Source organism: Chryseobacterium sp. SIMBA_038 (assembly GCF_046535115.1).
Classification (GTDB): domain Bacteria; phylum Bacteroidota; class Bacteroidia; order Flavobacteriales; family Weeksellaceae; genus Chryseobacterium.
Map to the genome: position 1 here is coordinate 641,264 of NZ_JAWRXH010000002.1, position 23,128 is coordinate 664,391.

Below are 23,128 nucleotides of genomic sequence, written 5' to 3' on the forward strand. Positions count from 1 at the left end.
TCATAAATTTTAAAAATATCGCTTATAATCTATTTTAAATCAGTTGTATAAACGAGTTGATGAAATAAATTCAAATAAAATATGTAACAAAAATGTACAAGTGCTAACTAATTAATAAACATTTTACAATGAAAAAGTTCTTTTCAGTATTTTTTATCGCTCTTGTTACTTTTGCTAGCGCTCAGGAAAAAGATTCTAAGGAATCAGCCAACCGTTTCTTTTATGAATTAACATTTAAGCCTAAAAAAGATTCTACAAAAACAGATAAGGTAATTACCATTTTGGATATTACAGATAAAAACAGATCTATTTATCAGGATTATACGGTAATTGCTCAGGATTCTATCATGAAAATAGAAATTGAAGCAATGCAAAAAGCCGGAATCATGAAAGATTTATCTAAAACTCTTAAAACACCGAAAATTTCTGCAAGGATTTATAAAATTTATCCAAGTATGAAGATTCAATATGTAGACAAGATCGCAAACGGATTTACGCCTGCTAATATCGGTTATGATGAAAGCTTGAAACTTAACTGGAAAATTGAAAACGAAAAACAAAAAATAGGAGCATACAATACTCAAAAAGCAACTACTGAATTCGGTGGAAAGCAATGGACAGCTTGGTTTAGTGCAGATTTACCTTTTCAGGACGGGCCCTATAAATTTTACGGACTTCCTGGTCTGATTGTGAAGATTGAAGATGCTGGAAAAAACTATTCTTGGGTTTTACAGGGAAACAAAAAAGTAAAAGATTATACAGAATACTCTTATATTGAAAATCTAATGCAGGCTAAAGGAGGTAAAGTAAATGTTCTGTCAAGAGAAAAATTTGAAAAAACATTTAATGATTTCAAGAAAGATCCTTTTGCAACGGTAAGACCAATGATGACGCAGGAAATGATGTCTAAATCTATCCCGGGAATGGACGGAACAATCGGAGACATGATGAAGAAACAGGAAAAGCAGTATAAAGACTTCTATAATGCAAACGACAATCCTATTGAGCCAGAATATGGTAAATTAAATGTTGGAACAGTCGAAAAAGTAGGAAAAGAAAAAGATTTAAAATAAGCATTCATATCAACTAAATTATATCTGATAAACCCAAGTGTAGCAATACGTTTGGGTTTATTTTTTTTACAAAATGCGTTATTTAGATTAAATTTAAATAGCGTATATTTGCATTTACAAAACGTCAGGCTTTGAAAGAGAAGGGTTTACATAAATTGAGCGGATTTCCTAAAAATAAAATGGGAAAGATTCTGGGGTATGATGATGATCAAATGAAGATGCCGAGTAAGATCATAGAAATGGGTCTATTGCCGGAAACAGCCTTCAGAATATTGTATCAGGCTCCTTTTAGTGGTCCTATGTATGTGGAATTTGGAGAAGAAAAAAGCCGAATTGCTCTTCGTGAAGAAGAAGGCAGTTTTATCATTGTTGAAGAATTGAATTGATGCAGGATACTCAAAAAAAACAGGTACTTTTAGTCGGAAATCCTAATGTAGGAAAGTCAACGGTTTTCAATACGCTTTGCAACAAAAAACAGAAAACCGGGAATTATGCTGGTGTTACCGTAGCAAGCCATTCAGGGAATTATGCCTATAAGAATGAAGAGGTTGAGGTTGTTGATTTACCGGGTTCATACAGTATTTATCCAAGCTCAGAAGACGAGGCTATTTTTTCTAAATTTCTTATTGATGAGCAGAAAAATTACGCTGGAGTTATTTATATTCTTGAAGCTTTAAGTTTAAAAAGAGGACTTTTGCTTTTTCAGCAGATTCAGGATCTGGGAGTTCCGATGATTTTGGTGGTTAACCAGATCGATCAGGCAGAAAGAAGAGGAATTACAATTGATATTCAGAAATTTTCGGATGCATTAGGAATTAAAATCATCCAAACCAACGCAAAAGAGCAAATTGGAATTGAAGAAATAAAAGAAGCCGTTTTAAACAACGAATTTTTAAAAACAAATAAAACTTCTTTCGAAATACCAAGCCAACACAAAGATTTTATCCAAAAACTGTCATCAGATAAAGGTCTTGATAACGAGTATAAAGCTTGGATATCAATATCTTCAGGTGTTGAGTTGGATAAGATAGAATCCATGAAGAAAGGATTGAGCGATTCTGAGGCTAAAAATTTGGTTCCTAAAAGATTACAGGTTCAGGAAACGGTTAGGAGATATCAGAATGTCGACAAGATCTTGGCTAATGTAATTTCAAAAAGACCTCAGTTCAAGGAATTATTGACGGAGAGATTAGATAAAGTTCTCGTTCATAAATTCTGGGGATATGTTGTTTTCTTATTGATTTTATTGATCATTTTCCAAAGTGTTTTCTTCTTGGCAGAATATCCGATGAACTGGATCGATAATTTCTTCGCCTGGCTGTCAGCTTTCACAGGAGAACATCTTCCGGAAGGACCTTTAAATTCATTAATTTCAAACGGAATTATTCCTGGCTTAGGCGGAATCATGGTTTTCGCTCCACAGATTGGGATTTTATTATACTTCCTCTATTTATTGGAAGATTCAGGATATATGGCGAGAGTTATTTTCTTGATGGACAGGTTTTTACGACCTTTTGGATTAAACGGGAAAAGTATAGTTCCATTAGTTTCCGGAACGGCTTGTGCAATTCCTGCGGTGATTTCAACAAGAAATATCGAAAACTTAAAAGAAAGATTATTAACCATCTTGGTTACGCCTTTCATGACGTGTTCTGCGAGACTTCCGGTTTACAGTATCATTATTGGTTTAATTATTTCAGACGGAACTTTCTTCGGAATTCAATATAAAGCATTGGTTTTGTTGGGAATGTATCTTTTAGGATTTATGGTGGCGTTACTTTCGGCTGCAATTCTTAAAGGTTTCATCAAAAATCAAGGAAAAACATACTTGGTAATGGACTTACCGACTTATAAAAAACCACTTTTCGGATATGATTTTAAAATGGTTTTAGGTAAAGTTTGGGAATTCATAACCGGAGCCGGAAAAATCATCTTTATTGTAAGTATTATTATCTGGTTTTTAAGTTATTTCGGCCCAAAACAAACCCCTAACGAAGTGGTGGCAACCAATGTTAAGCTTGATCATTCTTATTTGGCAAAAATGGGAAAAGCAATCGAGCCAGCCATTGCACCATTAGGTTACGACTGGAAAATGGGAGTCGGAATTATCACAAGTTTTGTGGCAAGAGAAGTTTTCGTTGGAACAATGTCAACATTATACAGCTTAGATGACGATGCTCCGGAAGGAAAAGTGATTGATAAAATGAGACATGATTTGAAGCCCAACGGTGAAAAAGTATTCAATTTCGCGACGGGTGTTTCCGTACTTTTATTTTACGCATTTGCAATGCAGTGTGTTTCTACACTTGCAGTAGTTTACAGAGAAACCAAAAGCTGGAAATGGACTGGCTTTCAGGTGGTAATGATGACAGGTTTGGCATACTTTGTGTCGATGATAGCATATCAAATATTAAAATAATGGATTCTTCATTAATTTTTCAATATGTAATTGTCTTTCTTGTAGTTGCGTTCGCGTGCTATTCTTTATTTAAGATTTTGAGAAAGAATTTTGCACCAAAAAAATTCAGTTCAAAAAGAACGGGTTGCGACAAAGATTGTGGCTGCTCTTAAATTCGTTTTAAAATAATAAATTAAGAAAATTGTTGTAATTTTCATCCAGAATAAAAACATTTCTGATTTGAAAAAAACAACACACTTCCTGCTATGTTGTCTTTTAGGATTTCTTGCAAATGCTCAAAAACAGCCGGACAGCACCAAAATCATTTCCTACGAAGATCAGGTAATGATCAGACTGAATTTTGATACCAATATTGAAGATTACGTTGCTGTTTACAAAGGCGAGGAATTTCCCAAAACAAAACTTTCTATTAATAATAAAATCAATACTTCATTTTCTATTGATTACAAGATTATAAGTGCTACATTTTCATTCGCTCCCAATTTTATTCCTGGAAATAATGACAATCATTTGAAGGGTGAAAGTTCATATTCCGACATTAGATTCAGGTTTTTTCCTAAAAGTTTTATTCAGACTGTTTATTATAAAAATTTAAAAGGTTTTTATCTGAAAAATATGCAGGATTTCGATCCCGATTGGCAAAAAGGAAAAAATCCTTATTTACAGCTTCCTAATTTGAGGATTCAAAGCTTTGGAGGAATTACCGCTTATTCTTTTAATAAAGATTTTTCATTAAAAAGTATCTATTATCAGAGAGAATGGCAGAAGGAAAGTAATGGGAGTTTTGTTCCGGCTTTAGAATATGACCTTACTTTTTTTAAAGATAAAGATATTGATAATCTCAAAAGTGTAGAAACACAGTTTAATCTCGGAGCGAATCTTGCTTATTATTACAATTGGGTCGTTACAAAAAATGTCAATATTTCACCTTTTGCATTTGCAGGAGTTGGCGGAAAATGGTCAAGCTATCAGGAAGACCTTGAAAATGGTTCAAAATCAGATAAAGAAAAGAATAAATATTTCACCAAGAAATTCGGTGGCGGAATTCACATAGGTTACAACTCAGACAGATTCTTGTTTGGTGGAAAGCTTAATCTAATGTCATATAATTACAAGCAGGATTCTGATTCTCGAATTCAAAACAACAATACTTATGGATTAATCTACGTTGGATATCGTTTTGCGCCCCCAAAAGTCGTGAAAAACAGTTACGATAAAATCCAAAAAAAGGTTCCGATTTTATAAGTATCTTTGCTGCGAAATTCAAACAAAAATTAATTAAAAACATAAAGATAGGATGTCATTAATCAAATCTATTTCAGGGATTAGAGGAACAATTGGCGGGAAAGTAAACGATAATTTAACGCCGCTTGACGTGGTAAAATTTGCTTCTGCGTTCGGAACCTGGCTTCAAAATAATAAGAATAAAAAAGATTTAACTTTAATCATTGGTCGTGATGCAAGAATATCTGGGTTAATGGTTAATTCATTGGTTACGGCAACTTTACAAGGGTTAGGAATCAACGTGATTGATCTTGGACTTTCTACAACGCCAACCGTTGAGATCATGGTTCCTGAGTTGAAAGCAGACGGAGGAATTATCCTTACCGCTTCTCACAACCCAAAACAGTGGAATGCCCTTAAATTATTAAACGAAAAAGGAGAATTCATCACAGGAGAAAACGGAGCTGAAGTGTTGGCTTTGGCCGAAAGTGAAGACTTTAATTATGCCGAAGTTGATGATTTAGGTAAATATGAAACGAGAGATGATGCTTTTGATATTCATATTCAGCAGATTTTGGATTTGCCGATGGTAGATGTTGAAGCAATTAAGGCTAAAAATTTCAAGGTGGTTTTAGATGCAGTAAATTCTACGGGAGGTATTGCTATTCCGATGCTTTTAGATAAGTTAGGTTGTGAAACCGTTAAATTATATTGTGAACCAAACGGACACTTTCCACACAATCCTGAACCGTTGAAAGAACATTTAGGTGATATCTGTGAATTGATTAAAAAAGAAGGTGCCGACGTTGGAGTTGTTGTAGACCCTGATGTTGACAGATTGGCTTTGATCGATGAAAAAGGCGAAATGTTCGGCGAAGAATACACATTGGTTGCTGTTGCAGATTATTTATTGAAAAATAAAAATGGTGTGGCAATTTCAAACCTTTCTTCAAGCCGTGCGTTGAGAGATGTTGCACAGAGCCACAATTCAGAATATTTTGCAAGTGCTGTCGGAGAAGTGAATGTTGTTACTTTAATGAAGGAGAAAAATGCCGTAATCGGAGGGGAAGGAAATGGAGGAATTATCTATCCAGATCTACATTACGGAAGAGATTCTTTGGTCGGTGTTGCTTTATTTTTAACTCATTTAGCAAAAGAAAATAAGACTGTTTCTGAACTGAGAGCAGGATATCCAAGTTATTTCATGGGTAAAAAGAAAATCGAATTGACTCCTGAAATCAATGTAGACGATATTTTATCTAAAATGGAAAAAGAATATCAAAACGAAAACGTTTCTACGATTGACGGTGTAAAAATAGACTTTGAAAACAACTGGGTTCACCTTCGTAAATCGAATACAGAACCGATTATCAGAATTTATACAGAAGCTAAATCTCAGGAAGAAGCTGACAAATTAGGGGATGATATCATCGCTAAAATTAAAAGTTTGACTTAATAAAATTATAAGAACGAGGCTTTTAGTCTCGTTCTTTTTTACAACATGTTCGAACATCTACAAAACAGATTTTCTTTCCCAAAAGATACTTGGGGAAAATACAGAAAGAATTTCACTCGAATCGAAGTTCCGGCTAAAACAATTCTGTTAACAGAGGGTGAAATTTCATTAAATGCCTATTTTATTGAAAAAGGGATTGTAAGAGCTTGGTACAATAATGACGGAAAAGATATTACTTTCCAGTTTTTCATGGAAAATACGATGTTTTCTTCGTTGGAAAGCTTCCGAAAAGGATTGCCGAGTATGGTTTCATTTGAATCAATTGAGCCTTGTATTTTGTGGCAAATAGATAAACCGACTGCGGATAAAATTTTGGAAGAAGTTTACGTCGATCCAAAGTTGAGAAGTGAATTTATGGATTCTGTTTTCGAAAGAGTTTTTGATTATATGAAACACTTTTTCTCATTTATTAAAGAAAGTCCGCAAGAACGATATCTTAATCTTTGTAAAGAAAAACCGGACATTATCAAAAGAGTTCCGCAACATTATATTGCTTCTTATTTAGGCATCACAACCGTTCATCTGAGCAGAATTAAAAGTAAGATTTTGAAAGACCGGCTTTGAAAGGCTGAAGATGGAAGTTTCTTTGCGACTGCATATAATTGAATTAATAAAGAACTTTTTCATTTTTAAACGCAAAGTTTTAATTTAAAAATAAAACATATCTAAGTGAGCAAAGAAGAATCAACGAGTTGATTTGATGAAGCGATGTTTTCAAGCTTCGCGAAGCAAATTTATTTGCCTTTGCCCTCTAAAAATAACTCACAAAGAAGTATAATCTTTGCGTCAAAAAAGTTATTTTCTAAATCTTCCACCTCCAAGCATCCAACTTCCATCTCAACTCATAACAAATGTTATTGCTTCCCGAAACGCTTTCATAATAAATTTGTATTAAAATTAAACATAATGAAAGCAGCAATAGTATTTGAAAAAGGTGGAATTCCACAATACGCAGATTTCCCGGATCCTGAAGTAAGTTCTGAAAACGAACAACTAATTTCCGTAAAAGCAGCATCTATCAAACATTTGGATAGAGCAAGAGCTAGCGGAACCCATTATTCAACCGAAAATGAAGAACACCAACCAAAACTTATTGGAAGTGATGGGGTAGGATTGCTCGAAAATGGAGAGAAGGTATATTTTTTCAGTAAAAAAGGAACCGTAGCAGAAAAAGCAGTCGCGGATAAAAAATTTATCGTTCCAATTCCTGATGGGTTGGATTTTTCTACAGCTGCAGCCCTGCCAAACGCTGTGATGGGTTCTGCAATGGGACTTAAATTCAAAACAAAACTAAAACCGGGAGAAACTGTTTTGATCAACGGAGCAACAGGAATTACCGGAAAGGTAGCGATTCAGGTTGCTAAATTATCGGGGGCTAAAAAAGTAATTGTTACCGGAAGAAATCAAGAAGTTTTGGACTCTCTTTACGATCTTGGAGCTGATGAGGCTGTTTCTTTACAATTAAATGACGAAGATTTTAAGCAAAAAATAAAAGAAATTCATGCCGAAAACCCAATTGATGTTGTTCTGGATTATATTTGGGGACATTCCGTAGAACTTTTATTGTCTGCATTGAAAGGTGACGGTAATTTTTCACACAAAACAAGATTGGTTTCAGTCGGAGGAATGAGCGGTGACACGATTCAGTTATCATCACAGATTTTGAGAGGAACGGATATTCAGATTTCCGGTTCCGGACTGGGAAGCTGGTCGCCTGAGGAGTTTAAACTTTTATTAACAGAAATTATTCCCGAAATGTTCCAGGTCGCAGCAGATGGAAATTTAAAAATAGATACAGAGATAGTTCATTTGAAAGATATTGAAACTGTTTGGGAGGACGAAATCAACAGCAGAAAAAGATTGGTTATATTAATTTAGTGATAACTCCTGTTTATTTATCCACAATTCTTTCATCTTCGTATTCTTTTCACTATCTTTAGTATAGAAATTTACGAAAATGTATGTCGAAAAAAATTCGCAACTTTGCATACATTTTGAAATAGTAAATTTCAGAAGTAATATTAATTTAAGAAGTTTGTCGATGTTTGCAAGTAAATTCAGACGTTGGGCCGACGATAAGACACGCTATTGGAAGAATACTTTGGAAATGAACTTGTGAAAAAGTTCGAAGAAATGATGGAAAATAATGATGAATTCTACTTTGATACAGAAGAGTTAGAAGATATTATTGTTTATTATCTGGAGTTAGGCGACTTTAATTATGCTGATAATGCAGTGAATTATGGCCTTAAACTTCATCCCAATTCTTTGGACATCAAGATTAAAAAACTTGAAGTTCTTTTAGAATGGGAAGAGTATAATGCTGCGAAAGAGCTTATCGATGAGTTGAAGGCTTCATCTATGGAGAATACAGACTTTTTGGTTTGCTATGCAAAGTATTATTCGAATTTAGGAAACCCTAAAAGATCCATTGAAATTTGTAAAAAAGCATTAGAATTAAAAGAGGAAGAGAATTTTCTTCACAATTTTATTGCAGATGAATATGTGAATTTAGGAGATCCTTTTAACGCTCTTAAACATTACAAAAAAGCATTGAAAGAAGACCCAACGGATGAATATCCTTTGGAAAACGCGATGATTTGCTTTAGTGAATTGAACAAGAGTGAGGAGGCAATTGCCTTTCTGAATGAATATTTAGATGATTTTGCTTATTCTGAAACTGCTTGGTTTGAATACGGACAGTTCTATTTCAACAGAAAGAATTATGATGAAGCCATAAAAGGATTTGATTACTTATTGGCTATCAATTCAACTGCTGTTGGGGTATATGCCAATAAAGCAGCTTGTTATGAAGCTTTAGGACAATACAAAAAATCAATTGAAATTTACGAGGAAATGCTCGAGTTGGAATATACGAAAGCATTCACTTTTTATAAAATTGGTTTGTGTTATAAAGCACTGAAACAGCCTGTTATGGCGTTGAATTCATTCCAGAGATCGCTGAGAGAAGATCCTCAGTTTTATCTTTCTATGATGGAGCAGTCGTATTTATACGAAGAGATGGGCGGAATGTCGGAAGCGTTGCATTTTGCAACAGAAGCGACTCATTTGAATGAAAATAGTCTTGATTATCAAAAAAGATTAGCCTTTTTATTAATTGATTCAGGGAAATTTGAAGAAAGTCTTGTTTGTCTGAAAAAATTGGTTGAAGCAGAACCTTCAAGATTTTATAACTGGTATGCTTATTCTGAAGTATTGATGCTTCTGGGAGAGTACGATGAAACGGTTACACTCTTAAATGCTGCTGTAATTTTGCATAACAGAGCAGAATTGTATTATCAGTTAAGCAACTGTTATTTCATCCTTAAAAATCAGGAAAAAGGAATTGAATCTCTTCAGTTGGCATTGAGCCTAGATCCTACTCTTGCTCCGGATATGCAGAAAAAATATCCTTACATTAAAGATGAGGTGAAAAAGGCAAAAGCTAAAGTGAGAAAGAAAAATTAGAAAAGTAGGAAGCTGGATGATTGAAGATGGAAGTTATAAACTTGCATTAAAAATCAATAAGGTTATTCTTAACTAAACTTTATTCTTAGAATACATCTTAATGGTTTAAAATATTAAGATTAAAATAAAAATCCTGCAGCAATGCGGGATTTATTTTTTTATAGCAGGTTTAGCCCTTAAAAAGATCAATCCGGCAATAATGATACTTGCGCCTACAAATTGTAAAACAGTTAATTTTTCACCATCTAAAATACCCCAAATGATAGCAACAATAGGCATTAACAAAGTTACTGTTGATGCAAAAAGGGGAGTGGATACTTTCAGTAATCTGTAATTCATTGTCATTGCCAAGCCTGTCCCAAATACGGATAATAAGCTTACAAACATCAATCCGGTTAAATTATCTTTCGAAAAATTAAATTCAGAAAAGAATCCTGTAAAGCTTAAAGCAATTAATGACGGAAAAAATAATACAAAAGAGAATACAAAAGCGGATAATATGGTGGAAGAAACTTCCATAAGTTTAGACTTTACCGTTGTTGTACTCACGGCGTAACATAAAGTTGCCAATAAAAGGAGTAGAATCGGGATAAGCTTAAAAGTTGTACCGTCACCACCGCCAAAAGCGAGTAAGCAAACTCCTGCAAAGCTAATAAACACGCCAATGATCTGTTGTTTTGTGGTTTCGAACTTCCAGACCAGTGCCCCAACAATAATCACAAAAATAGGCATCATTGAATTAATAATTCCCGCAATACTGCTGCTGACTTCCGTTTCCGCGATGGGAAATAAAAACATTGGGATAAAGTTACCCGTGAATGCGGCTAAAATCAACCACTTTAAATGTTTTTTAGGAAATAATTTATATTTTGAGATAGCGATCGGCATTAAAATAATTCCGGCAATCAAAACCCTCAATGCTCCCACTTCAAAAGGATTGAAATGTTCTAAAGATTTTTTAATTAAAATAAAAGATGATCCCCAGATAAGACTGAGTATGGCTAAAAGAATCCATTTTTCTTTATCTGCGTTCATTATTTTTGTGTAAAATTTTTAAAAATTCTTTTTTAGAAATCATTTTGGCGCCTAAGCTTTCTAAGTGGTCTGTATGGGATTGACAATCAATTAGATCAAGGCTGTTTTTATGAGTCTCAACAAAATGGATAAACCCTGCTTTTGATGCATTGCTTACTTTGGCGAACATACTTTCTCCGCAAAAAACGTTACCAATTTGTAGTCCGTAAAATCCGCCAACCAGTTCTCCGTCCTGCCAAACTTCGATGCTTTTTGCCAATCCGTATTCGTGTAGTTGTATAAAAGACTCCATCAATTCGTCTGAAAGCCAAGTTCCGGATTGTCCTTTTCGGCTAATTTCCTGACAGCTTTTAATGACTTCTCTGAAATTTTGGTTTTCGGTGAAGGTAAAAACATTACGATCCAGTATTTTTCTCATGGATTTTGAGACTTTTAACTCATCAGGAAACAAAACAAATCTCGGATCCGGGCACCACCAAAGGATTTCCTCATCCGGATTATACCAAGGAAAAATGCCCAATTGGTAGGCAAACCAAATACGTTCTATAGATAAGTCGCCACCAAAAGCAATAATTCCGTCATGGCCATGATACAGCTCAGGATCGGGAAATGAAATCTCGTTTTCGTCTAATCGAACCATTTTTTGTGAAAAAAAATCCCACTTGATAAAGCAGGATTTATATTTGATCGTTATCTTTTAATTAAAAAGGTAAATCATCGTCTTCGTCTCCAGCAAATGGATTCTCATTAGAAACCGGAGATGCAGATTGTGATGGTGAAGCCTGAGTTGGCTCAGAACCATTGTCCATAACTTTCTCAATTTTCCAACCTGTAATAGAGTTGAAATATTTAGTTTCACCTTGAGGAGAAGTCCATTCTCTTCCTCTAATGTTGATTCCCACCTTTACATTTTCTCCTTCCTTAAGATTGTCTAGTAAATTTATCTTATCTGATAAAAATTCTATGTTTATCGGCTGTGGATACTGCTCTTGCGTCAAAATAACCATTTCTCTTTTCTGAAAACCGCTCGCAAACGTCTGAGCATCAAAAAGTTTCTTTACCGTTCCTTGTAATTCCATATTGTAAATATTAACGATGTAAAAGTAATAAAATCAATCGTAATAAGTGCTACGAGAGAAAAAAAATGTAAAAAAATTAATTTTTTTTTCTGAAAAGTTTGGAAGTAAAGGAAAATGTCCTATATTTGCACTCACAAAAACGAAACAAGCTCTTTAAAAATATAACTTAACAAAACAATGCGGATGTGGTGTAATTGGTAGCCACGCCAGACTTAGGATCTGGTGCCGTGAGGCGTGGGGGTTCGAGTCCCTTCATCCGCACATAGTTTTGCGAAAATAGCTCAGCTGGTAGAGCACAACCTTGCCAAGGTTGGGGTCGCGGGTTCGAATCCCGTTTTTCGCTCCACTCCATGCCCTGGTGGTGGAACTGGTAGACACGCAGGACTTAAAATCCTGTGTTCGTAAGAACGTGCGGGTTCAAGTCCCGCCCGGGGTACTAAAAACCCTCTGTAATTTTATTACGGAGGGTTTTTTATTTTAGTACCTTATATTCTATGCATTTACTAAACTATAAGACTTTTCATTATTTAATGAAAATTTGAATGTTAAATTCCAGATAATCATTATTGCACTAAAAAAGTAGAGATTTAGAATAAAAGCAATACCAATATGCATTACTATTATTGCAGAAATCCAAAAATTAGACGTTTTTTTATTCCAGACAAAGAATGGATATAGTAATTCTAAAAGAGCGGATCCAAGACCTATAGAGGTTAGTAAAATAGGGTAATTTCCTAAAAAAGATATGTCATAAGTACTGGTTGCAAAAGGAAGATTAATAGCTTTCCAGATGCTTTCACCATTCCACCAATTAATTCCAATCAATTTATCAAAGCCTGCGAAAAAATAAATAATGCACACGTGAATCTGAAATAGTCTTTTGAAAGGAGGTAAGGCTGAGGATTTTAAAGTTGGAGGAATTATTGCCAAGTAAAATAATGACATACTTGTAAAGAAATCTATTCCGTATGAAAAGTAAAAGTTACTTTTTGATAGAATTATCTGCATGAATAATAGTAAGAATGCAGAAAGGTTCTGTGAATATCCTGATAATAGCAATAGTACTAAGCTGATATAAATTATTTTAAAGCAGAAAATTGTGTTGGAAGGAGCAATGTTAAAACCTTCTAAGTAAGTAATTATTTTAGGCAAATTTATTACATAATCAGGAATAAAAACATCTACGACTTTGTATGGTATCACTCCGTCGTTTGCCGAAAAGAGATTATTAAAATCGGGTAATATCGAAACAAAATGCAATAGTATAAGTATTGCTATAGAAATTCTGAAAAATTTTAACCAAAATAGGTTGTTTTGTGTTTCGTTAAAAATAGTAAATAGCTTTTTCATCTTTTATAGTTCATTTCATCAAGTAAGAATAGTTCAACATTGGTTTTTCCTTTTCCATATTCTTTAAGACTCGGAAAATTGTATAGATATACTTTAAGATTTACAGAATATTTTTTATCGTATTTATTATAAATGAACTTGGATATTTCCTGCATTATTATTTTCACGTATTTTCCGAATAATTCATCTTCTGGTTTTGTAAGTCTGTCTAAAAAGACCCTGTTTAAAGACATAAACCTTACGCTTCCTTCGTTTGAATTTAGCTTGAAAATTTGACTGCCTGCCTGTTTTTGATTGTTATCGAATAGTTCATAAGAGATTACAAACTCACTTGAAACATTGGTTCCAAAAAAGCCGTATCCGGTTTCAAAGCCTGTATAGGTATTGAAAATTCTTAAGGGTTTATAGTTGTAAGCATTATCAAGAGATGATTTGAATATATTTTCGTCGGTTTTCTTATAGTATTTATAGTAGCTGTCCTGTGTTGTTTTTACGGATGATAATAACACAACGAAAACCAATACTAAACTAATTGTAAAGTATAATTTCTTTTTCATGATAAAAGTAGCCCATACACAAGATATGGGCTTTTGGGATTTAGTAGTTTTTTACTAAGTTTTCAAGTTTTGCTTTAGGAGATTGGGTTCCGATTGTTGTTGGAGTGTAATGACTATTTATAGTCCCTGGAAATGCAGTAGCAGAGGTTCCGTCTACGATAAATATTACGATCACGGCTCCATCTATTTGCTTATCGCCCACCGAAGTTGTTTTGTCTGCAGAGTGGGTGTCTAGTTTTTGCAATTTGTTAGAATTTCCGCTTGTAAAAGAGTAGCCAATAATCATAGCTAAAGCTACTGAAGATAAGATTGCGATTTTTTTCATGGTATTAAAATTTTTGATTCTGCCACCTTCAGTTTTTTAAGTCGCTGTTTCGGCATTTCCGACTTTTATTTTTACATTAAACAGGAATGGCTTTATTAAATTAAAATCACTATTGGTTGATTAAATAGTTTATAAAGTAAATGAAAAAATATTTAAAAGTTAATATTTATCACAATTATTTGATATTTAAAAATTGTTTTTGAATGATTAATCATCGTTATATGCTTTTAAATAGGGATTTTTATTCTTTTAAAATTTTGTTTAATTCATTTCATTGTGATATAAAATAATAATAAAAAATCACAAATTTGAGAAATTTATTAAAAAAATCGTTTTATCTCTTGCATATGTGAATATTATCATATAATTTGGCTGAATCAAAGAAAAACTAATTACAACCTGAAAATGAAGAAGAACCTTTCAATAATTTTAATGATTCTTTATGTATTTGCTAATGGGCAGGCTCGCAGATTCTTTTATGAGTTTTCTTTTAAACCCAATAAAGATTCTTCAAGAGTAGAAAAAGAATTAACAATCCTAGATGTTACAAAACAGAAATCTATTTATAGAGATTATTTGTCAGTATCTCAAGATTCAATGATTGAAAGTAACATTGAAAAGATGAAAACAACGGGTGTACAAATTGATTTATCAAAATTATTTAAGAATCCGAAGTTCATGTATAAGGTTCAGAAGAGTTATCCATCTTATGAGACAAAATATACAGACTTAATATTGAGTGACTACATTACTTACCCTGAAACAGACAAAATAAACTGGAAAATTTCAAATGAAAAAGGAGTAAGTTCGTTCGAAAAATATAAGATTCAGAAGGCAACGGCAACTGCCTGGGGTAGAAATTGGGTGGCTTGGTTTGCTCCGGATATCCCAATTCAGGACGGACCTTATAAGTTTTACGGATTACCAGGTTTGATCGTGAAAATTGAAGATGAAAACAAAAACTTTTCATGGGAATTAGCAGGGATCAAAAACATTGAAAAATACAATGAATTGAGCCTAAACGAAAGATTAAAAAATAAAAAGGATCTTGCTGTAAACAAACAGAAATTTACTCAAATGTTTACAGAATTTAAGAACAGTCCATTAGCTCAGGTTAGAATGAGATATACTTCAGAACAGCTAAGTGAAGTGGGTGAAGGAGGTGAAACTTTAGGTCAAAAATTAAGAGATCAGGAAGAAATAATTAAAAAAATGATTGGTGCCAATAATGAATCCATAGAGTTGGTCCAATAAGAAAATATAAAAGCGCTTTTATGAGAGATTTTGATATTTTGTGACTCTAAAAACAAAACATAAGGGGCTACCCGAAAAAACAAACTAGAAAAATAACCATTAAAAATTTATTAAAATGAAAAAGCATTTAGTAGCAGCAGCATTAATCGTTGCATTCTCAGCAGGTACATTCACATTAGCAAGTGCTAATCCTCAAAACGTTTCATCTGAAAAAGTTTCAGTACAAGCAGTAAACACTGCATCTACAGCGGCTGTAACAAAAGGTAAAGAATGGACATTTGTTTCTTCGGAATATGTTTATACAGGAACAACAATTGCTGCATCAAAGTAATTGTTTCAAATTATTCAATCTATGAGGCTAATAATTTATTAGCCTCTTTTTTTATAGCCTTATGAAAACATTAAAAATCTTTTTAATATCTGTGCTGCTTTTTCATGTTTTCTCATCGTTTATAATAAATATTCAGATTATTAAAACATGGAAAACATCTACGTATTCATCTTTAAATACGTATGGAAAAAAAATAATAGATTATTTGGAATATTTTAATACTCCTGAATTTATACAAACCAGTATGAGAAACTACGCATACTATACGGGTATAGAAAGAGGATATGAATATTATTCACCAAATGCATCTAATAAACAAACTAAAATTGTCTTCAGGAATAACAATATTCCTGTTGATTTACCCGGAAAAACATTTGAATCAAAATTTAAAATAAATAGTGTATTTACAGTATTGGGCGGACAGCTGGAGAATGAAGGATTTAGAAATAGAGTCATTCAATCTATGTCTGTGAGATTATTTACTCTAAATCCCAATATCAATCATATGGATGTTTCCATTGTGAAAAAAGAATTTCCTTCTTTGGATGAAATACAAAAAGGAAAACCAATCAGAATAGAAGAAAGTACTGTTTACAACATTAATAAAAATTGATATGGATGCAGTTCTAAATAAAATAAATACATTTTTTTTCGAATATCATAAGAATATAGAAAAGAAAAACATATTCATTATCGCCATTTCCATCTTTGGATTATTGAATATCTTGTCTATTTTACCTGACATTTATAATATCTACAGTAAAAATGGAGTAATTAATCATGGTATAAATGACTTTTTAATCAGAAATGATCAGTTCAGATTAACGTTTATTACGGGTGCGCTTGAGAAAATTGGTTTACAATACGAATATTCTTTGGCTATAGTAATCGCTATTTATATTTGTTCGTTTTTATTTATTTTGATGAATTATTATAGACTCGTATTTGCTATAATCGTTCTTATTATTCATAATGCGTTGGTGGCGAGCAGTTATTCGTTCTCTTACGGAGCAGATTATATGATTAGCTTTTCGCTTTTCATCAATGTGTTGTTATGTATTGATTCAAAATATAATCAGATTATCTATTCTTTTGCAATAAGACTTTTACAATTGCAGCTTTGTGTGATCTATTTCTTTTCAGGAGTAGGAAAAGCTATGGGAAACAATTGGTATACGGGAGATGCGATCTGGTATTTGGTTTCCACGTACACAAATGTAAATATTCTTACAGCCTTTATTGCAACAACAATTCCTTTTTTATTTCAAATAATTTCGCTCAGTGTCGTCATTTTTGAACTGTTTTATCCCGTTCTTATCTATAACAAAATAACAAAAAATGTAGCCTTGCTTTACATTATTATAACACACGTAATCATTATCTTAATAATCAATCTTTACACTTTTGGAGTCGTGATGATTATTCTTAATGTAATAGCTTTTCAACCAAAACTAATATTAGAATTAAAATATTTTAAAAGAAATGAGTATATCGCTGAATAACGTTAATTATAAAATTAACAATAAAACCATACTGCAAAACATCAATTTATCGCTAAAACAGGGAGTGTATGGTATTCTAGGTCTAAATGGTGCAGGAAAAACAACTTTATTGAATGTGATATCCACTCTTACAAAACCGCATAACGGAAGTTTAAGCTATAATAATACGGATGTTGTAAAAAATCCGTTAATTCTTAGAAAAGATTTGAGTTATATGCCTCAGAATTTTGGATTAATTCCGGATCTGACGGTAACGCAGAACCTAATGTATTTCGGAATGTTGAAAGGGGTAAGCTCAAAAACTTTAAAGGAAAATATTCCGAATGTTCTTGAATTTTTTAATATTCAACATACAAAAGATACGAATGTGAAAAATCTTTCAGGTGGAACTCAGCAAAGAGTTGCTTTGTCATTGGCTTTGGTTAATGATCCAAAGGTTTTGATTCTTGATGAACCTACAAGTGCTCTGGACCCGATTGAAAGGATAAATTTCTATGAGCTTATCAAAAAAATATCAGATAATTCAATTGTGATTGTTTCTTCTCACAATATTTATGAGATTGAAAAATATGTCGACAATATCATCGTTCTCCGAAACGGACAAATAAGTTTTTCTGATACTGTTGATCAATTAATTCCTGAAGCTGTTTCCGGGCTTGGAAATTCTGTGTCGGAAAACTCTTTGAATCTGGAAAAAGCATTTGAATATTTCGCGAAATAAGATTTTTTATGAAAGCATTACCATTGATATCTCTCTATAACCTTAAATTATTTTTTAAACATACTTATTTTAAATACATTTTAGTCATTATCATGATTTTAGGATTTTTTATTATACCAAATCCTAAATCAGATTATGTCACGTTCACCGTTGGAAATTATACAGGTGGATTAAATTTAGTCTGGATAAGTAATCTGACGCCAGTATATATTAATGCGATATTCTCATTATTGGCAATTTTTATTAGTCAAAACCTTAAAAAAAGAGAACTTAATAATAATACTTACGTTAATTTTCGATTATCAATAAAATCGAACTTTCAATTGTTGATGTATAAGGTTGTTTCATTGTTTCTTTACCTTACAATATTGGCTTTTATACTTGAAATCATCATTCTTGTTATTAATTATCAGAGTTATAATTTAGCTTTATATCTGGTTCCATTCTTGTATTTTACGGTTCCGTATCTGTTTTTTCTGGCATCTGTCTGTGTGTTAATAGATTATTTGGTTGATCTGAAATTTTTAAAATATATCTTGTATTTCGTCTTTATAATTTTCATTTATAATACCAACATCAGACATATATTAGATATCACGGGAATTCAGGAATTAATGGATAATTTTTCTCATGTAGAAGCTAAAAGTAAAGATTCATTCATTCTAGGAAAGATAAAGTTTAAAGATGTACAATATGTGAAGTTTGAAAATTTTATTAATCCTAAAAGCTGGTTAAGTAAAATATACCTATTTCCAATTTCACTTATAATTGTATTGTTAGGATCATTTTTGTTTAAAAGATATTCTGTCGTTAGAAAAACAGAGCAAGTTCCAGTAACGACAAAAAAACAAGAAAATATATCTTCAGTAAAAGAAAAAAGATATCAACCGATAGCTTCTGTTTCATCATTTAACTTGATCTCTTTATTTAAGGCAGAATTTTTCCTTTTGAGCAATTCTATCAGTAAAAATTTAAAATTAATAGCGTTGGTTTTATGGATTTTGGCTTTTTTCGCACACGGAGAAATAAAAACATTAGTCATTGCAGCTGTATTTATAACGTTGCTTCCTCTTAATCAAAACTATCTTGCCGGAAAGTACACCAATAATACATTTTACGCAGAAAAAATTTCAGGATATTCAGCTTTGATGTTTATTTTATCTAAATTTTTACTGTTTTTGGTATATGTAGTGGTAGTAATTCCTGTATTGGATTATACATCTTTAGAAATAAGTTTATTTATAATATTTAAACTTTTATTTCTGTTTTTATTCCAATTAGCTTATGTAACTTTTGTAAAAGATTATCTTTTAGTTGAAATTATTCTAATAATTATCTTTTCAAGTTATTTTTCAGGAGTTCCTGTTTATCAGATTTTTTAAATAAACTATTAAATTGATATGAAATAAAAGGATCGGAGTTTTCTGATCCTTTTTTTATATTTTTGTGAAATTCCTTATTTCAATGAAAAAAATTGTTTTGATCGAAGACGAAACCAGCGTTGTATCTTTTATAAAGAAAGGATTACAGGAAAACGGGTATGAAGTTTCGGTGGCTTTCGACGGTCGTACCGGAGTGCAGTTGGTGCAGTCAAATGATTTTGATTTGGTAATATTAGATATTATGTTACCGGAAATGAACGGTTTAGATGTCTGCAAAGAGATCAGAAAAACGAATAAAAATGTTCCTATTTTATTTTTAACGGCATTAGGAACCTCCGAAAATATCGTTTTGGGATTGGAAAGTGGAGGAGATGATTATCTGGTAAAACCATTTAAGTTTATTGAATTGGTTGCGCGGGTAAAATCATTATTAAGAAGAAGCAATAACAGTCCAGCTCAGGAAATTGTTGAACCTGAAGTTGATAACGAGCATGTTTTTCAATTTTCAGATTTAATAGTTAACGATTATACTAAAAAAGTGACCAGATCAGGCGAAGATATTTCGCTAACTTCTACAGAATATAAATTACTGTTATACTTTCTCAATAACCCTGAAAAAGTGATCTCCAGAGCAGAAATTCTGGATGCCGTTTGGGGTGTAAACTATGAATTGGGAACCAATGTTGTAGATGTTTATGTGAATTATTTAAGAAAAAAATTAGATCAGCAAGAAGATAATAAATTGATACATACTGTCATAGGAATGGGATATGTCTTGAAAAAACCTTAATGAATGTTTAATAAAGTTGTTACAAATCAGACCAAAACGATGGTGCTTTTAATGTTGGTTTTTACCGCCATTATATTGCTGTTCAGTGGATTGGTATATTTTTCGATTGTCAACTTTTCGCATCAGAGGTTTTATGAATTACTTAAAATCCGAACAACGACAATTGTTCAGATTGAAAAAAGTAAGGACGATCTTGATTTACCTGAAAATTATATTTTAAATAGCTTAAACGATGAAGAGCTTCCAATGGAGCGTGACTACGTTTTTGCGATTCCAACAGACTCAAATTATAAGAAAATTTCCCAGGAAGTTCATATTCCGGACTATTTTTTCAAAAGTATTGCGAAAAACGGGGAAGCCAATTATAATGATAAGGAGTTTTATTATATCGGCCAGATTTTCAAGCATGATAATAAAAATTATATTGCAATAGCTTCCGCGAAAAACCATTATGTGGTTTATTATTTGGGTTTTTTGAAACGAACTTTGATAACCTGTATTGTTCTTTCACTGTTCTTCAGTATGATTTTCTCTTTTTATTTATCTAAAACTTTATTTAAACCGATCTTAAAAATTACAGGAAAAGTAAAAGATATCAGTTCTGAAAATCTGCATTTAAGATTAGAATCTCAGCCCGATAATAAAGAATTGAATGAGTTGGTAGAAACCTTTAACGATATGTTGAATCGTATCGAAACCTCATTCGAGACCCAAAATCATTTAATTGGAAATGTTTCCCACGAATTGCGAACGCCTTTAACTTCGATTATGGGGGAGGCTGATGTTGCACTTTCTATCAGCAGAACGGGCGCTGAATACAAGGAAACATTAGAAATTATCTTAGATGAAGCCGAAAAATTAGATAAAAAAATCAAGGCTTTATTAATGATTGCTCAAACCGGATTTGACGGAAAGATCCAGAAAATGGATAAAGTCCGTATCGATCAATTGCTTTGGGATGTTATTGAAACATTGAGAAAAATTGATACTCGAAATAATATCTATCTGGATATAAGTATGTTGCCGGATAATCCTAAAAAATTGAAGGTTCAAGGGAACGAGCAATTATTACATCTTGCGGTTACCAATATTATTCAGAATGGGTGTAAATATTCTAATTTTCAACAGGTAAAAGTTTCGCTAGGAGCTTCTGATACAGATGTTTATATCATCATAAAAGACAATGGAATCGGAATCCCTCAAGAAGAAATGAATAAGATCTATGATCCGTTTTTCAGAGCTTCAAATACAAAAAACTACGAAGGTTACGGAATCGGACTTCCTTTAGCCCGAAACATTGTGAGAATGCATACTGGCGAGTTAATTGTCAGTTCTCATGAAAACCAGGGAACGACTGTTCAAATTCGTTTTCCAAATTTCTACAGTACTCAGCAGGATATTATTTAATATTCCAAACGTTGGTTAAACGCAAAGGTGCAAAGTTTATAAAACTAATGTTTATTAAGGCGCTAGAAAATCAAAGATTTTCAGCAAAATTTACGGGATCAATTTTTTCGGAGAAAAAATCCTTGCGCCTTAAAAACGGTTTTACGAATTCATTTTGCGCCTTTGCGTTTAACCAATTTCGCTTATGTTAACTCCCCTTAACAATTTTCTAATCTCATTCTAATCTCTTTAATCACATTTTAATTCCATTCCAAAGAGCTTCTAATTTGGTCAGTATAGTTTTGTATTATCAAAAAAGATAAACACTAAATTAAATCTTAAAGATATGACCAAAACAATTTTAATTGCCACAGATTACTCTCTTGAGTCTTTGAATATATTGAAAAAAGTACTGAAAGAGAAAGATGCCAGAGAAGAAGAAATTCAATACAATATTTTGTTGGTGTCAGGTTATGAGATGGGAGATTCTATCAGAGATCTTCTGTTCACGACCAAGAGTACAATCTTTAATAAAATAAGGCCTCAGGAATTTGTTGACGCTTTCGGGATCATTAAAAACAAATATCCTCATCTCATTAATAAAATTGTCTGCGATATTTTCACGGGAAGCTTTCAAAGGACTTTCAATAATTATGTGAATGCAGAAAATATTGAGGAAGCTTATTATTCTCCGGCGATAAAAAGCAAAGGAAAAGGAAAATTCGACATCGCTCCTTACATCAAAAAATGCAAAGATCTGCAGACTCAGGAAATAAGAATTGAGACTGCTGAAAGACTTCCGGAAAGAGGAAGACTTGCTGAGATCTTTGTGGAGGTCTAAAAAAACAATACAACACTCTAAAATTTAAATCATGTTAAGAAATTATAGTAACAGCAGGACATTGGGAGACAACATCAGGTTGGGGACGCTGACTGCCTTCACGGCGGGGACTATAAATATAGCATCTCTATTAATATTTCTCTCTTTCACCTCAAACGTAACAGGACATTACGCCATTTTAGCGGCAGAAATAAGCAAAGGAAACTGGGCGCAGGTTGCCGTCGTAGGAGGCTGGATCTTCCTGTTCTTCTTCGGTGGATTTGTATCCAATTTTATTGTCATTAATTTCAATAAAAAAAGTAAATATTTTGCGCATTCAATGCCGATTGTATTAGAAATACTGTGTCTATTGTTTGTGGGAATTTACGGACAGTTTTTCTATCGAAGAACATTAGAAGAAACGGAATTTTTGGTGTCATTAATGCTTTTTGCAACCGGTTTGCAGAATGGTTTAACGGCAAGTATATCAAACTTTTCCGTAAAAACAACCCACCTTACCGGAACAACAACCGATTTGGGAATACTTTTCTCGATGTTTACCCAGAAAAAATTTAGAAAAAACGGAGAATTGATCGCAAGAGCAAAATTACTGACGAGCATTATGTTTGCTTATGTTTTGGGAGCAGTTTTCTCGGGATTAACGTATTATTATCTTGAATTCAGGGTATTTTATGTGATTAGTTTGTGTCTTTTGGTGGTGATTGGATATGATATGTATAAAATTCATATCAGACACTTTAAAACACAATATCGATACAGTAAAATATTTAAAAAACCGAACCTTGTGGCTTATTTATATGACAAGATCCACGGAATTCCAGAAATAAAAGAAAAAAGACAGGAAAAAAGAAAATTGGTGTTTGAGGATTAAATTC

Annotated in this window: 24 protein-coding genes and 3 tRNA genes; 21 read left to right on the forward strand and 6 right to left on the reverse strand. The window is 32.7% G+C overall.

Going from position 1 to position 23,128, the window contains the following annotated elements:
• Window positions 1–128: 128 nt before the first annotated feature.
• From SB689_RS09180 to SB689_RS09215, 8 genes are all read left to right on the forward strand, one after another.
• The gene (locus SB689_RS09180) at window positions 129–1,073 is read left to right on the forward strand and encodes a GLPGLI family protein (RefSeq protein WP_410691825.1); all 945 of its coding nucleotides are present in this window, start codon (window positions 129–131) and stop codon (window positions 1,071–1,073) included.
• Between the two features lie 131 nt (window positions 1,074–1,204).
• Entirely contained in the window at window positions 1,205–1,459 is a 255-nt protein-coding gene (locus SB689_RS09185) for a ferrous iron transport protein A (protein WP_082891134.1), read from the forward strand.
• Complete coding sequence (gene feoB / locus SB689_RS09190) at window positions 1,459–3,492, forward strand: ferrous iron transport protein B (protein WP_410691826.1); 2,034 nt, start codon at window positions 1,459–1,461, stop codon at window positions 3,490–3,492. Before SB689_RS09185 ends, feoB begins: the two co-directional genes overlap by 1 nt.
• Window positions 3,493–3,711: 219 nt before the next feature.
• Complete coding sequence (locus SB689_RS09195) at window positions 3,712–4,737, forward strand: DUF4421 family protein (RefSeq protein WP_410691827.1); 1,026 nt, start codon at window positions 3,712–3,714, stop codon at window positions 4,735–4,737.
• Window positions 4,738–4,789: 52 nt separating this feature from the next.
• Window positions 4,790–6,172, forward strand: a complete 1,383-nt coding sequence (glmM, locus tag SB689_RS09200) for a phosphoglucosamine mutase (protein WP_410691828.1) — start codon at window positions 4,790–4,792, stop codon at window positions 6,170–6,172.
• Window positions 6,173–6,217: 45 nt separating this feature from the next.
• Window positions 6,218–6,796 carry a Crp/Fnr family transcriptional regulator gene (locus SB689_RS09205; RefSeq protein WP_410691829.1) on the forward strand — a complete coding sequence of 193 codons (579 nt, stop codon included), beginning with the start codon at window positions 6,218–6,220 and terminating at the stop codon, window positions 6,794–6,796.
• Between the two features lie 342 nt (window positions 6,797–7,138).
• Entirely contained in the window at window positions 7,139–8,110 is a 972-nt protein-coding gene (locus SB689_RS09210; RefSeq protein WP_410691830.1) for a quinone oxidoreductase family protein, read from the forward strand.
• 210 nt (window positions 8,111–8,320) lie between these two features.
• Window positions 8,321–9,700, forward strand: coding sequence for a tetratricopeptide repeat protein (locus tag SB689_RS09215; protein WP_410691831.1), 1,380 nt, complete (start codon window positions 8,321–8,323; stop codon window positions 9,698–9,700).
• 150 nt (window positions 9,701–9,850) lie between these two features.
• Here the strand turns inward: SB689_RS09215 and SB689_RS09220 are convergent, their stop codons facing one another.
• The 3 genes from SB689_RS09220 to SB689_RS09230 form a co-directional block, all read right to left on the reverse strand.
• Window positions 9,851–10,735: a DMT family transporter gene (locus tag SB689_RS09220; protein ID WP_410691832.1), complete on the reverse strand. Its 885-nt coding sequence runs from the start codon at window positions 10,733–10,735 to the stop codon at window positions 9,851–9,853.
• Window positions 10,722–11,375: a leucyl/phenylalanyl-tRNA--protein transferase gene (aat, locus tag SB689_RS09225; RefSeq protein ID WP_410691834.1), complete on the reverse strand. Its 654-nt coding sequence runs from the start codon at window positions 11,373–11,375 to the stop codon at window positions 10,722–10,724. Before aat ends, SB689_RS09220 begins: the two co-directional genes overlap by 14 nt.
• A 61-nt stretch (window positions 11,376–11,436) precedes the next feature.
• Window positions 11,437–11,814, reverse strand: coding sequence for a DUF3127 domain-containing protein (locus tag SB689_RS09230; protein ID WP_066754101.1), 378 nt, complete (start codon window positions 11,812–11,814; stop codon window positions 11,437–11,439).
• Window positions 11,815–11,993: 179 nt separating this feature from the next.
• On the opposite strand from SB689_RS09230, the gene SB689_RS09235 reads away from it, so the two are divergent.
• The 3 genes from SB689_RS09235 (at window position 11,994) to SB689_RS09245 (ending at window position 12,250) form a co-directional block, all read left to right on the forward strand.
• A tRNA-Leu gene (locus SB689_RS09235) sits at window positions 11,994–12,075 on the forward strand.
• Between the two features lie 9 nt (window positions 12,076–12,084).
• Window positions 12,085–12,160 (forward strand) — tRNA-Gly (locus SB689_RS09240).
• 6 nt (window positions 12,161–12,166) lie between these two features.
• Window positions 12,167–12,250 (forward strand) — tRNA-Leu (locus tag SB689_RS09245).
• Between the two features lie 56 nt (window positions 12,251–12,306).
• On the opposite strand, the gene SB689_RS09250 is transcribed toward SB689_RS09245, so the two are convergent.
• Genes SB689_RS09250 through SB689_RS09260 form a run of 3 tightly spaced genes read right to left on the reverse strand, consistent with a single transcriptional unit; the run spans window position 12,307 to window position 14,046 of the window.
• Window positions 12,307–13,164, reverse strand: coding sequence for a hypothetical protein (locus SB689_RS09250; protein WP_410691835.1), 858 nt, complete (start codon window positions 13,162–13,164; stop codon window positions 12,307–12,309).
• The gene (locus SB689_RS09255; RefSeq protein WP_410691837.1) at window positions 13,161–13,721 is read right to left on the reverse strand and encodes a hypothetical protein; all 561 of its coding nucleotides are present in this window, start codon (window positions 13,719–13,721) and stop codon (window positions 13,161–13,163) included. The genes SB689_RS09250 and SB689_RS09255 overlap by 4 nt, the downstream gene beginning before the upstream one ends.
• Before the next feature lie 40 nt (window positions 13,722–13,761).
• Window positions 13,762–14,046 carry a hypothetical protein gene (locus SB689_RS09260; protein ID WP_410691838.1) on the reverse strand — a complete coding sequence of 95 codons (285 nt, stop codon included), beginning with the start codon at window positions 14,044–14,046 and terminating at the stop codon, window positions 13,762–13,764.
• Between the two features lie 405 nt (window positions 14,047–14,451).
• Between SB689_RS09260 and SB689_RS09265 the strand changes: the two genes are divergently transcribed.
• From SB689_RS09265 to SB689_RS09310, 10 genes are all read left to right on the forward strand, one after another.
• Window positions 14,452–15,300 carry a GLPGLI family protein gene (locus SB689_RS09265; protein WP_410691839.1) on the forward strand — a complete coding sequence of 283 codons (849 nt, stop codon included), beginning with the start codon at window positions 14,452–14,454 and terminating at the stop codon, window positions 15,298–15,300.
• A 115-nt stretch (window positions 15,301–15,415) separates the two neighbouring features.
• Window positions 15,416–15,631 (forward strand): hypothetical protein, encoded by a 216-nt coding sequence (locus SB689_RS09270; protein WP_410691840.1) that lies wholly within the window; start codon window positions 15,416–15,418, stop codon window positions 15,629–15,631.
• Between the two features lie 61 nt (window positions 15,632–15,692).
• A complete protein-coding gene (locus SB689_RS09275; protein ID WP_410691841.1) occupies window positions 15,693–16,244 on the forward strand; it encodes a hypothetical protein in 552 nt (183 codons plus the stop codon).
• A 1-nt stretch (window position 16,245) separates the two neighbouring features.
• Window positions 16,246–17,133, forward strand: a complete 888-nt coding sequence (locus SB689_RS09280) for a hypothetical protein (RefSeq protein ID WP_410691842.1) — start codon at window positions 16,246–16,248, stop codon at window positions 17,131–17,133.
• Window positions 17,114–17,854, forward strand: coding sequence for an ABC transporter ATP-binding protein (locus tag SB689_RS09285; protein ID WP_410691843.1), 741 nt, complete (start codon window positions 17,114–17,116; stop codon window positions 17,852–17,854). Before SB689_RS09280 ends, SB689_RS09285 begins: the two co-directional genes overlap by 20 nt.
• 8 nt (window positions 17,855–17,862) lie before the next feature.
• Window positions 17,863–19,236: a hypothetical protein gene (locus tag SB689_RS09290; RefSeq protein ID WP_410691844.1), complete on the forward strand. Its 1,374-nt coding sequence runs from the start codon at window positions 17,863–17,865 to the stop codon at window positions 19,234–19,236.
• 82 nt (window positions 19,237–19,318) lie between these two features.
• Window positions 19,319–20,026 (forward strand): response regulator transcription factor, encoded by a 708-nt coding sequence (locus SB689_RS09295; RefSeq protein WP_410691845.1) that lies wholly within the window; start codon window positions 19,319–19,321, stop codon window positions 20,024–20,026.
• 3 nt (window positions 20,027–20,029) lie between these two features.
• Window positions 20,030–21,433, forward strand: coding sequence for an ATP-binding protein (locus SB689_RS09300; protein ID WP_410691846.1), 1,404 nt, complete (start codon window positions 20,030–20,032; stop codon window positions 21,431–21,433).
• A gap of 325 nt (window positions 21,434–21,758) precedes the next feature.
• Window positions 21,759–22,253 (forward strand): hypothetical protein, encoded by a 495-nt coding sequence (locus tag SB689_RS09305; RefSeq protein ID WP_410691848.1) that lies wholly within the window; start codon window positions 21,759–21,761, stop codon window positions 22,251–22,253.
• Window positions 22,254–22,284: 31 nt separating this feature from the next.
• Complete coding sequence (locus SB689_RS09310; protein ID WP_410691849.1) at window positions 22,285–23,124, forward strand: YoaK family protein; 840 nt, start codon at window positions 22,285–22,287, stop codon at window positions 23,122–23,124.
• The last annotated feature ends 4 nt before the right edge of the window (window positions 23,125–23,128 follow it).